This is a genomic window from Anabaena lutea FACHB-196, from assembly GCF_014698305.1.
GTDB classification, from domain to species: Bacteria; Cyanobacteriota; Cyanobacteriia; order Cyanobacteriales; family Nostocaceae; genus Anabaena; species Anabaena lutea.
In genome coordinates this window covers 80,223-93,503 of sequence record NZ_JACJST010000020.1, presented here as the reverse complement: position 1 = coordinate 93,503, position 13,281 = coordinate 80,223, and the positions used below count along the sequence as shown (strand labels likewise).

Genomic DNA, 13,281 nt, shown 5'->3' with positions numbered 1-13,281 from the left:
AGTAAAAATATGAGTGATACCAGTGTTAAAAAAGTAGATTCTGCCTACTCTCCAAAAGGTCAACTCGGACAGAAGTATCTTGCATCTGGTAAAAATGTTTCCATGCGTTTGTGGGAAGACGAACAACCAGAAAATGATAAGCAGCCAACTCAAAGAGAATATGAAACTGTTGGTTTTGTCATTAATGGTCGGGCGGAATTGGAGATTGAGGGGCAAAAAATTTTGTTGGAAAGGGGAAGTTCCTGGGTAGTACCAAAAGGTGCGATGCATTCTTATAACATTCTGGAACCATTTACAGCAATTGAGGCGACTAGTCCGCCGGCTCACATTCATGCAAGAGATGAACATTAAACTGTTTAAATAGTTTAAATATCTAATTACTAGCCTCTTTACCTAATAAGTAAGGGGGTTTTTTATAGATTTATAGCTTTGTGGGACAAGAAAGGTTTAAAATAATTCGTAATAGTGCCTACGGCAGGCTACCGCCAACGTAATTCGTAATTCGTAATTCGTAATTCGTAATTCGTAATTCGTAATTCGTAATTCGTAATTCGTAATTCGTAATTCGTAATTCGTAATTAAGTTTTGCAACGGGGATTTAGACCCCGACACAAAACTTGCTGCCTGTAGAGGCAGGGGAATTAAACCCCCAGAATTGGTTAAACTTAATCAAGATATGTATTGATGAATAAATTATGCTAACTTTGACGCAATATAAGCGAACTGACTCCAATGTTGTAGTTAATTTAACTCTCGCACTCACCGCAGAAGAACGCACTCGCAGCCGTCACCGATTTACATTGGAGGATGGTAAAGTTGTGTTTTTGCGTTTACCAAGAGGTACAGTTTTACATGATGGTGATATTCTCGCTGATGAAAGTCAAAGTAATTTCATCAAAATTATTGCTAAACCTGAACCTGTTTTGACTGTGTTTGCAGCCACACCTTTATTATTAAGGGCTGCATATCATTTGGGAAATCGTCATGTACCTGTAGAAATTACTCCAACTTATTTACGCTTGTCACCTGATGCAGTTTTACAGGATATGTTGACACAATTGGGTTTAGAAATTAAGGAGGAAGTTGTACCTTTTCAACCAGAATTAGGAGCTTATGGACATTCTCACTCATAGTAATTTTTTATCTATTTTACAATTAGCTAGTCCAGCTTTGCCGGTGGGAGCTTATAGCTATTCAGAAGGTCTGGAAATGTTGGTGGAAAATGGAACTATTACTAATGTGGAAAATCTCAAACATTGGTTAGAAGCTGAGTTACGTTATGGGTCAATTCGGCTAGATACCGCTGTAATGGTGAGAGCGTTAAATGCTGCTAATCTGGATGATGTGGAAGCTTTACGTCGATGGAATTTGTGGTTATCTGCGGTGAGAGATACGGAAGAGTTACGCGCTTCTAGTTGGCAAATGGGGCGATCGCTCATACAATTATTAGGTAAACTCGCACCGGCAACTTTACCATTAGCTACATCTGTGGGTTATCCTTGCAATTATGCGATCGCATTTGGCATTGCTGGCGCTCATTGGCAAATTAGCACAGACGCGGCATCATTAGCATATCTCCATAGTTGGGCAAATAATCTAATTACTGCGGGAGTTAAACTTATTCCCCTGGGTCAAACTGCTGGACAAGAATTATTACTGGGGTTACAAGAATTATTAACTGCTGCAATGGTGGAAATTCTGGCTTTGGAGGATGATGATTTGGCTTGTTGTAGTTGGGGGTTATCTTTGGCTAGTATGCAGCATGAAACCCAGTATACTAGGTTGTTTAGAAGTTAAAGTAATTCGTAATAGTGCCTCCGGCAGGCTACCGCCAACGTAATTCGTAATTCGTAATTCGTAATTCGTAGTTACTACCCAATCACCAATCACCAATGACCAATGACCAATGACCAATGACCAATGACTAATGACTAATTTTATGAATACATTTCGAGTTGGGGTAGCAGGGCCTGTGGGTTCGGGGAAAACGGCTTTAGTTGATGCTTTGTGTAAGGCTTTACGCGCACAATATAACTTAGCAGTGGTGACGAATGATATCTATACTCAAGAGGATGCCCAGTTTTTGGTGCGTTCTCAAGCTTTGGAGAGCGATCGCATTTTGGGTGTGGAAACAGGAGGTTGTCCCCATACTGCTATCCGCGAAGATGCTTCCATGAATTTAGCCGCCATTGAACAACTAGAAGAAAAATTCTCAGATTTAGATTTGGTGTTTTTAGAAAGTGGTGGTGATAATTTAGCTGCTACTTTTAGTCCTGAATTAGTTGATTTAACAATCTATGTGATTGATGTGGCTGCTGGTGATAAAATTCCCCGCAAAGGTGGCCCAGGTATTACTAAATCTGATTTATTAGTTATTAATAAAACTGACCTTGCACCCTATGTTGGTGCTGATTTAGGTGTGATGGAACGAGATGCAAAAAAAATGCGCGACGAAAAACCTTTCATTTTTACAAATTTGAAAACTCAAGCCGGTTTAGCAGATGTTATTGAATTTGTTACCACACACATTTGCTAAAATAAGGCGAGACTTTCAAGCCTATTCCCTATTTCTTATTCCCTGGTAAATTAGGGCTTGCTTAATAAAGCTAAAACTTAGATATATCAAGAGTTTGAAGGTGAAAAAGGTGAATCAGGCTGTAAGGCGACAAATGGTTTGATTACTCATGCTGACAAATGGTTTGATAAATACGACAAATGGTTTGATTAATCATTTCATCTGTCATGTGATGGTCAGAACAGGTTGAATAGATGACTGAAAGCGATCGCACCGGGTGACTCCCACGCCCAAATCCAAAGTTAATCAAAATACATAAAATTAGGTATATCCCACGCGCCGGGACATACCTATCAGAAGTGCATCTATCAATGAAGCTTTCAGGGGTGCGGGCGGTATCCAGGGTACAAAGCCGGAAATGTGCGACCCGCAGTACAAATATACCATAACAACTACAAAGTTACAATCGCACCGCAAATTTTATTCCGAGTGTTCGGAACATCTTGCTTTAGTTCTACTGATTAGAAATCCTCATAAAAATTCTGGTAATATCTTGGGAATTCACAAGACCTACATACATGAAACCAGCTTTTGACAAAAGAAAATCCACTCAGCTTGCCTCTAGTTTCATTAAGCTTGGTGGCGGACGACTTAATTACATGAAGCTAATAAAACTGATGTACTTAGCAGAAAGGCAGGCTTTGATTAAATGGAGAAGACCTATTACTTACGACTCATATTGTTTCTTAAAGCACGGGACAATACTATGCTCTACCCTTGATTTAATTAACGAAGGGGAACAACCCGTCTCTAATCATATTTGGTTTCGGTATGTGTCTCCACCTGACAACCATGAAGTGGCTTTGCAGCAAGAATGCCCTACTGATGATTTGTCAGAGGCAGAAGAATACTTAGCTCAGGAAATTTTTAACCATTACGGGCAATTTGATGATGGGCAATTATTAGGCATTTTGCGCTCTCTTCCAGAATGGAAAAATCTTGGAGATTCATCAATACCAATTACTTACCGAGACATTCTGATAGCTACTGGCATACCCGAAGAGGAAACAAGTTCTATTGAAGAAGAAATCAGCAACCTAGCTCTAGCAACATACATCTTTGGTTGCTAAAAATAATGGGCAGCGCAAAGAATGATCGTCTATACTTAAAACTAGCTTAGACATTAAAAATAAACCTCCCTTTAGTTGGGTGGTGTTGTACAATCCATCTCTAAGTAAAAAAGCGTTGTGGCCTGGAAAATCACTTGCTTTACTCTACTTGAGGTGGAATTTACATTTATTACGTAACTTACTACATTTTTCGCGTAGGAAATCGCTACAAGCCTTGACAGTCTTAGCTAGTAACTTACTACAAACCAGCCTTCCTCACAGCAGCTTTACTCAAATCACTATAAATTTTAGCTGCATCGCTTACAGGTTGAGGGCTAGAAATATTTAAATTCGTTGGTCTGTTGGCAATATTTGATATACTACCGATTAAAGATACTAATTTTTTATCAATACTTTCAACAGAAGTTTTTAAACCAGCAAAATCCAGATTCATTGAAGGGTTGTTTGTAGGTAGTGGTTGAGGAACGGTATTCTCTTTTTGTAGATAGGATTGATATATACTACCGTTCTTACTCTGCTCATAACCAAACGGCAATTTACCAGCACCACCACCAAAATCAAAACCACTTGTATCAATCTTACTAAATGTACTGCGAAAATCTTGGATTTCTCCAGTCATACGTAGTTCCGCAATTCTAGAAGCGTAGTCAAAATCTGACTCCATTTTGGGTTGACCGGACAAACTGAACTTTTTACGACGCTCCTGCTGCCATTTCTTATACTCTTCCTTGGTCAGTCGGTCAAACGGATTTTTCCATCCATCTACTGTACTGCTAGTTGTAGACTCCGGTTTATCGGTTTTATTGTCGCTATCAACCTTGTCAATTTTATCAACAGTTTTGTTAACTGATGATTCTACTCTTTCTAGCGCCGCCGCCTGTTTTCTGGCCGCATCGGCTGCTAACTGTTGCTCTACAGCACTTTTTTGAGTGGACTCCTGGGTTTTTTTGGCTTTTTCCGCCAACTCTTCTTGTATACCTAAAATATCTAATTTTTTCTGAAGCGTCTTGTCTGCAATTGCTGCTTCCCTGTTTGCTATTTCCAGAGAAATTTCTGCTTCTTGAATAGCAATATCATCTTTTTTAAGTTTTGCAATTCTTGCAGCCCCTTCAGCTTCCAACTTGGATTTAGCTGCTGCCAACTGCAATCCCTGTGCATCATAGATGGCAATTTCGGCCGCTAACCTTTGTTGCTCCAAACGCCAAACTTCTGATTGACGCTGGTATTCCTGCTCAATTTTCAAAGATTCCAGCTTCTTAGCTGCTATTTCATCTTCAATACGATTACGTTGATCGAGAATTGCTAACTCTGAATTTCCGAAACCCGATGCGGATAATTGACGGTTAACTTCGGTTTTAACTGCGGGATCTAAATTATCATCCTTGAGTTTGCGACTAAGTTCCAGCGCTCGATTCGCGCTATCTTTACGAATTTCTAAAGAAGATATACCAGCATCACCTAGCGCTTTCTTGAGATTGTAGCGGCTTTCCTCAAGTTTAACAGTCGTATCTATGCTCTGATTGTACAGATCGGCGCTAGATTTTAGGGCCGCTAACCGGGAATTGAGGGACTTGAACCTATTATCCTCAGCCCTCAGCATTCTCTGAACGCCACGCTCTGCAATTTCCCGATATTTCTCTTCGGCTTGAATTTTGAGGTCTACAGCTTGCAAATTAGCTTGAGCTAATTCTTGATTTAGGGATAGCTGCTCTTGTTGAAAATCCCTAGCATCTTTTAAACCTTCACCATAAAGTTGTTTATTTTGGGCAATTCTAATTTTAACTTGACTAACCTTATCTGCTGCCGACTTTTGATCAATCTTATTCTGTTCGAGAGCAAAAGCATCTTGACCTGATTGTGTTAGTCCGCCAGCCAACAATCTCTCTTTAGCTGTACGGGTAGCATCAGCTTGATATGTTGCCGAGATAGATTCAGCTTTTTTATTGGCAAATTCTAATTCTTTAATACGACGCTGGATAACAGCTTGTTGCAACGCCAATCTATTCTCAGTTTCTTGCTTCTCAAGATTGGATTGCTCAACCGTCAACTCCTGCTGACGCTTGTGGAACTCCTCGGCACTGATGTCTCCCTGCTCGTAGTATCCCCTCAAAACAAGCAATTGAGCATCTACTACCTGCTTCTGTTTTAAGCCGCTTTCTACCTGAATTTTGGCTAGTTTTTCTGCGACAACTTCCTCAACAACAACTTTTTCAAGCTGCCCTTTTTTCCAGAAATTTATAGATTCATTCTCATTTATTTGGAGTCGGTTCTTGGTCAGTGACGTGCGGTCATCAACACTGAATAGAGCGTTTTCTTGGCGATTTTGCTTAACCTTTAATTCCGACTCATTGATGGATATTCTTGCTTCACCAAGCTTATTTCGTTGCTCCCTAGCAACTTTTAGCTTTTCAAGAATTGCTTTGTCGGCATCATCTTGAGTGCGACTAAGTAAATCTTCAATCTTAGGTACAGAGGCATCTGAGGATACTCCAAGGCGTTTTAAGGTTGTTTGGAATGTTGGGTCATTGATCGATTTTTCAGAGTCTCTAACCGCATTTTCAAGCAGGTTAGCGTTATCTCTGTTCTTTTCTAGCTCGGCACGTGCGGAACTAGTTGCCGCATTCCTGGACGCAAATCTATTTCTAGAGAATTCCAAAACCTGATTTTTAGAGATGCCTTCTCGTGATCCAGTAAACCGTAGTTCGGATTTTTCTTGCCCTTCAGCTAATGCCAAATTTAATTTCAAAATAGCTTGAGTGAATGTCAGAACTGGATCTACCCTCAATGAACCTATTACTTGTTCCGCTCCTGCCTTGAAATCCTGGGCTGATTTCAACGCCTGCTGATACTGCTGTATTAGTTGATCAACGCCATCTTGTCCTAAAACACCAAGAAGCTTTTCATCATTTTTTAATTGATCAATTTTACTTTTTAGACTGGTAATTTGTTGCTCAGACTTGGAAATACTGAGGGTGAAGGGTCTAGCAACAGCTTCCCGATCCGTATTCAGTTTCTGTATCTGAATATTTTTCTGCTCAAGTTGTTGGCGCTTGTCGCCAGGTACAACCAAACCTTTATCACTGTATAACCGCTTGATCTCAGCTTGTAATACTGCTCTTTCCTGTTCGGCAACTTGAAGTTCCTTAGTTAGGCTAGGCAGCTTTCCAGCTTCTCCAGTACCGGATTCAAGTTGAGCCAAACCCAGCTTACTTTGAACCATCAAAGCGTAGATACTGGCAATTTGATTTTGCGCGTTAGCTTCTATACTTGATTTTTCAAGTTGTCCATAAGTATTCAGCCTGCTTCCAGGCTTTCTTCCCCCAGGTATTAAAAGATTATTAACCCTGTAAGTATCATTGCCAAAATTCAAAGCAGCGATCGCAGTATTATCTACAAATCTTGCAAATCCATTTGATGCTTCGGGTGCTTGAAGTGGATTTTTTTTCTTAACCTCTGGATTGAATGCTCCTTCAATGGATTTTCTGGCTCTATCCGCAGACTTGGCGGCATTGTCGAAGGATTGCACTAATTCAGTGTTTACAGCTTGATTCAGCAAGTTAACAATTTCGAGTGCCGCAAATAACCCTACAGATAGCTTTGCTGAAGACGAATTATTTAGGGCTTGCCCAAGCGATGCTAGACCACCACCCAAAGTACCTGTCGCGATTCTTGTCGCTATCAGTTGAGCGACTACAGACTGTAGTGCTACAACCATTTTTACAGCCAAAACAGCAGATACAGAAAGAAGCAAAAAACCTAATTCCCTAGAAGATGCAGAAGCTCCTTTCAGTAAAGCAGTAAAAATATTAATCCCGGTGACAGCAGCAGGTGCAATCCCTTCACCCACACCTTGCTGCAAGCTCAGTAATGAATTCTGGAAGTCAAATATAGCGCTTTGAGCATTACCAGAAGCATCTAGTGCAGCATCACCAAATTCCGATTGAAGTTGTTTGGCAAACTTGGGTAAAAAATCCTCAGTGATTACTTGACCCGAATCTCTGAGTTTGGCAAACTCTGCTTCAGTTACTCCTGCGGCTCGTGCCATAATGCCAAAAAGCCCCGGAATTCTTTCTGCTAACTGGTTTTGCTCCTCAGCTAGGAATTTGCCTTTAGAAATTGCCTGTCCCAAAGCAACGGTGATTCCTTGAGTCTCATCACCCGACAAGCTTAGGACTGTGCTGGCTTGGGAAAGTCCTGTAAATAATTCGCGATTTGGCTTGCCTGCCAAAGAGGAACCGCGAGCAGCAGCTTCAAGTTTTGTATATCCTTGAATTGATGCATTCAAAGGGATTTTAAGATCATCAACCTGCTTGCGAATGAATGCTAAATTACTGCTTCCGCCACTAATCCCACCTGAAGCAAAGTTGAGAACAGTTTTGAGTTTGTCTAGCTCAACATAGGCGCGGAAAGCATCCTGAGCTAGATTTTGGAAGAAATTTTGTAGAAATGAAGTTGCAGCAAAAGCAGCAGCCCCTTTTATTGCTGGGCCAATTGCAGAAATAGGCCCAAGCGCTTTGGCGGCTGTATCACCAAATTTTTCAAATAAATCAACAAACATTGGCAGCTTATCTGCTGCTGGAATTTCAAAATCTAAAGGTACTAAGCCTTTCCCCTGTAATTCCCGGACATCTTTTTCGTACTGCTTGAGTAAAGCATTGACTTTAGGCAGAGGAACGCCTATTTCTTGTAAAGATTTCTCGATATCCCTCAAGGTTTGGCGAATGGCATTAAACCCAGATTTGGAAGGTGCTTGAGCGTAAACTTCGACTAATTCTGCAAGCTGACCCCGCTTGTTATTGAACTCTTGAACTGCTCTAGTCCTATTTCCTGTAGGTTCTCTATTAGTCTTGTCAGCGACAAGTGTGTTAATTGCGTCACTGTTTTCAATTAAATATCTAGTCTTGGTGAAAATAGCATTTCTAGCACGCTCCCTCAAGTATTTGGGGGCATTTTTGACCCCATTAGAAACTCTTTGAGATGCCGTTTGTACTTGGGATGCTGTTTCTATACCCTTTTCAATATCCGCAAAAACATTAACTACTTGCTCTACAGTTTCTAACGCTTCTATTTTAGTTTTTTGACTGATGGAATTTTTAAATTTGAGAACCGCACGCCTGTACAAATTGTTAATTCTTAACCCTGTTGTTCGCAAATCAGGGTCTGTTTTTTTGCCAGTAATACCTGCATTACCACGCATGATATCTAGCTCTTGATCCACGCTCAAAGTTGTCGGTGATGAAGTTAATACAGGGTTTGTGCGTTTTCTCCCCCGTTGACGCTTCATTTCTTCTAGTTCACGTTCCGAGCTTGGTGAAATTAAAGTTTCTGTAACTACTTGAGATTTAGCTCTGTTTAATTCTGCTTCGTCATTAATGCGCTTGAGGCTTAGTCTTCGCCCTGTATTTTTGGGTTTTATCCCTATAGATGCCGCATCTTTTTCTAACTGCACCTCTGCTTCCAATTGCTCAAGTCGTTTTTCTATAGCAGTATCGACCTTGCCGATTTCTTGCTCTAATTTCTTGATTTTCTGAGCAGTAGTCGTTTTAGGTGGTGGCGGTGGAATTATTGCAGGTAGTTCAGCCGCCTTAAGTAATGACCCAGGTAGTAACGGGCGAGTTATGTGAGGAAGTTTAGAAGATTGTAATCGCAACCCTGCTGGAATAACCGCGTCTTTTTCGATTTCCGAAATTTTAGGAGTTGTTTCTGTTGAGGGTTGCTGTTGATTAAATAATCCTTGTTTGGAGCGATTTGTAGTAAGTGAAAGTTGAGCGCGAATTCCAGATAATTGCCTGCCTTGCTGTCCTGTAAGTTGGAACTCTCTACTCAGGTCTTTGGCTAGATTTTGTAATTCTTCCGATTTTTTAGATATTTTTTCTAATGCACTAACTTTTTCATCCTCTTCTAACTCAAAAGCTGTTTTTATTGCCTCAGATAAAGCCTTTCGTCCCGCCTTAAGCTGCTCAATAATTGTTCCAGCTTGCGGTAGTTCTTGAGTCTGTTTACCTCCTTTTTTAGAAGATAAGTAGGCATCTGGCTTCAATTGGTCTATCAAGCTAACTATCTGATTTCTAGTGTCAGACGTTGATGATAATGAGGAAATTTCCTTTAATAAATATTCTTTGTTGGCATTTTTTGTATCTATGCCCATCCTACGGGCTAAATCCCTAACCCCTTTGGCGTTAAGATTTTGCTTTACATAATTAGCGACATCTTTTGAAGAATTTAAAGATATTTTAGAATTAAGTCCAGTCTGCTGCGGTAACTGAATAGAATCTATGCGCCCTAAAATACCTTGTATGGTTTTTAATTTATCTGGACGTACTTTGTTTAATTCTTCAAGTAATGCTTGGTAAATTTTTTCTAAATTTCTTTCTGTAAAAACATAAGCATCTTCCTCAATAGCTCTTACCTTTTCAACTAATTTTGGATTGGCTGTTTCTATGGTTTTCCCAATCCCCTCAATCCCTATTCTTGTAGAGCTTTCTATTCTCCCACCTAATTTTCCCACCTCTTGTGGATTGGCTTTGAGTAAATTTCTACTACTTCTAGATTTATCTTTACCAAAATTACCTTGTTGCCCATGAACAAGCTCGTGAATAATTGCCTCTACAGCATCTTTTGATGGGATGCCTTGTAATTCTTTAGCTATATGGGGTGGAACGTTAACAACATTTCTTAAAAAATCATATTCAGCCCCTGAGCCAGAAGGAAGCTCCTCCTGAACTAATTTAGGTATTTGCTCTGCCTTGATGTTAATGCCGGACTCTTTGGCTACTAATTCCGCAATAGTTGTATATGCGTTTTTGGAACCCAAAGGCTTGATGCCAGAATCCTTGATTTCCTGCTTAACAGACTTAATCGGAGTCGGTGGTTGAGTGTTATTTTTAATTTTCTGTTCAAGCTGTTTTTCCTTTGCCCTAAGACTTTGCAGCGATTTAACTTCCTGCTCTATCTGAGAATTTGATTGAATTAACCACTTCTCATAAATCTCAATTGCCTGCAAAGATTTTTTGGCTTCAGGAGTTTCTAGGTAGGCAACAGACTTTTCTCGTTTATCGAGCAGCGCATTCTTTCTATTAGCCGTTGACTTTATGAAATCATCTCGCTGCTGAGTAGCAGCCGCCCTACTAGCAAGTGCCGATTGTCCACGAGAAGTCTGTTCGTTTGACAATATCTGTGTTTTTGTGAATAGAGATTCAATTTCTGTAGCTCCCTGTTCGGGCGAAATTTCACCAGAACTAACACGAGCCTGTATTTCTGCGCCTTTATTTCTGCGTAAAAGCTTAATTTTGTCAATTAACTGCAAAGCAGATTGAGCTTCTTGTGCAGATTGTTCTATCTGCTGATTAAATATTGAAATTTGCGATTCATAGTCAGATTGCAACTGCAAAAGCTCTTTTTCAATTGCTGGTACAAGTTCAAATGGTGCTTTAGCTTCTTGCAGTAATTTTTCGGTTCGAGCTTTATCAGATTTGAGAATATTTATATTTGCTGATTTTGACTTGGCAGATTTACGAACGGATGCTATATCCCTTTTGGTTAAGGTATTCTGCCTATTCCTTAAATATTCAGCCTTGCCTTCTGGAGTGGTAATATTTTCAGGAACAATCAACTCATTCTGTAATTCTTGAATACGTTTTTGGCGACGTTCTATAAACTGCTGTGCTTTTTTTAGCTCTGTAGCAGCTTGCGATCGCTCTTTTTCAGGAATATTCCCTGATTTATCCGCAGACTTGCCTAGTTTTGTTAATACTCCTTGTTTAATAGTTTTTAATTGTTGAATTTCTTTTTCTAAAGCTTGCATTTCCTGAGCAGACTTATTTCCTAGTTCTGCCAGTGCCTTGACTGGTCGTTCTGTTACAAACTTAATTTGAGCTTCTTGTTCGTCTAATTCAGCAAAAGTTCGATCTATAGATTGAATTTGCTTGGCGACAGAGGCCATTTGCTGTGTGACTAGCTGTGTTAATTGTCCTAACCTACCAAGTTCGTCACTAGATATTTGAGTTGAATTAGCTCTTTTCTGCAACTGATAAAGCTTTTGTGATTCCTTTGAATCTAGTGACCCTGACTGAGATTTTAACTGAAGTGCTGATAAATCTCTGGACTCGGATGAAGATAAAGAATTAGCCGCTTTTCTTTGAAGTAGCGCCATTTCTTTGGCTGCGGGACTAGACTGAATTTTACCTAATTTTTTAACAGCAGCGTCTTTCTGTTCCGAAAGTGATATTCTGGCTTGCTTTATCTGCGCTGGTGCTGCCAGCAACTCTGGAAACTGAAATGGTAAATTTCTTTGCTGCTCAATCAATTCTTTTTGGGCAAGCCTAGATTTTTGAGATTGAATCTGTTTAGATTTCTGTTTGGCTGATCCTGATTCGGCTGCTATATTCTGCAATCCAATCAAATCTTCAAAAAAACTAACAACCTTTGTTGATTTACCTGTTGCAACAAGAGCATCTTGCAGTTGAGCGGATAGCTTCTCTCCTACTTTTTCACCTAGCAAATCAAAACTGCCAATAATATCCCCAAAACTGGATTCCACGCCCTTGAGGATACTACTCCCTACCTTTTCTCCTAAAGGCAAGCCAACTCCAGAGAATATGCCCTGGAAAGCGCCTTGAATAGGCGCTAAGGCAACAGAGCCAATAGCTTTAAACAACGAACCAAAAATATTAGTTTTTGGCTTTGCATTCTTAAACCCTTGTTCAATGGAATCAGTGATATTTTTGGCGGCATTTTTATCACCATTGAAAACCGCGATCTCCCCTTCAAGCTTTTGTAATTTCTTTCGAGACTGGTAAGGGTCTATTTCAATCTCAGCAGTTACTCTAAGCTTTGCTCCTCTAAATTGATTTTCAATTTCCCTAACAACACCTTGAGTCTTGGACTTATCCGGAGACAGCCCCTTAATTAAGTCAGTGGCAACCTGTTTGCCGACTAAAAGCCCGTCAAACCCACCATAGAAGCCCTCACGGCTGTATTTCCCATAACGATTGAAAACCTTAGACGGAGACTGAATTTCCAGCCCACTTTTCACGCCTTTTGCTATGGACTCAGCAACACCTTCCCCAGTCTTTGCGGCATCGAACCCCTGAGCAAAGCCCTCTGCCGCATATCTACCAATTTCCTGAAATTCTTTCTCAACCGCAGCCCGATCAGCCCTGATTTCAACATTGATAGGACTTAACCTAGCAACCCGCCGTAGCTTCTCCTGAAAATCCTCTACATTAGGCGCTAAATCGATTTTAATCGGGTCAATCCGCAAATTCTTAATGCTATTGCGTAAACCCTCAACATCTGCCTTTAATTCGACTTGTACAGCAGATAAATTGCCCAGCTTCTGTAACTTCCTCTGAAAATCCTCAACATTGGGCGACAAGTCAACCTTGATCGGGTCAAGCTTACTTGGTATCTGCTTCAGTTCCTGCTGCAAGCCCGAAGCATCCAGTCCCACGCCCAATTTTATCGGCTTAAGCTTACGGCTCCCCAAGGAATCCAATTGCTTGTCAATAGCCGACATATCCAGCGAGGCTTCAACTGAAACAGAACCTAATACGCTCATAAGACCCTACCTAAAAATCCATAAATAAATTTCTGGAAATGATAACTTCACTTCCAGAACATTTCTGAAAACTTGAT

6 protein-coding genes are annotated in these 13,281 nt (G+C 40.3%); 5 read left to right on the top strand and 1 reads right to left on the bottom strand.

Annotation, left to right across the window (positions count from 1 at the left end; translation table 11 throughout):
- The first annotated feature begins 9 nt into the window (after window positions 1–9).
- The 5 genes from H6G59_RS19735 (at window position 10) to H6G59_RS19715 (ending at window position 3,645) form a co-directional block, all read left to right on the top strand.
- Entirely contained in the window at window positions 10–351 is a 342-nt protein-coding gene (locus H6G59_RS19735) for a cupin domain-containing protein (RefSeq protein WP_190717447.1), read from the top strand.
- Window positions 352–695: 344 nt separating this feature from the next.
- A complete protein-coding gene (ureE, locus tag H6G59_RS19730) occupies window positions 696–1,133 on the top strand; it encodes an urease accessory protein UreE (RefSeq protein ID WP_190717445.1) in 438 nt (145 codons plus the stop codon).
- On the top strand, window positions 1,114–1,797 hold the full coding sequence (locus tag H6G59_RS19725) for an urease accessory protein UreF (RefSeq protein WP_190717443.1): 684 nt from the start codon (window positions 1,114–1,116) through the stop codon (window positions 1,795–1,797). The genes ureE and H6G59_RS19725 overlap by 20 nt, the downstream gene beginning before the upstream one ends.
- 142 nt (window positions 1,798–1,939) lie before the next feature.
- On the top strand, window positions 1,940–2,536 hold the full coding sequence (gene ureG, locus H6G59_RS19720; protein WP_190717479.1) for an urease accessory protein UreG: 597 nt from the start codon (window positions 1,940–1,942) through the stop codon (window positions 2,534–2,536).
- 656 nt (window positions 2,537–3,192) lie between these two features.
- Window positions 3,193–3,645, top strand: coding sequence for a Panacea domain-containing protein (locus H6G59_RS19715; protein WP_190717441.1), 453 nt, complete (start codon window positions 3,193–3,195; stop codon window positions 3,643–3,645).
- Window positions 3,646–3,883: 238 nt separating this feature from the next.
- On the opposite strand, the gene H6G59_RS19710 is transcribed toward H6G59_RS19715, so the two are convergent.
- Window positions 3,884–13,204: a tape measure protein gene (locus H6G59_RS19710; RefSeq protein ID WP_190717439.1), complete on the bottom strand. Its 9,321-nt coding sequence runs from the start codon at window positions 13,202–13,204 to the stop codon at window positions 3,884–3,886.
- Window positions 13,205–13,281: the final 77 nt, after the last annotated feature.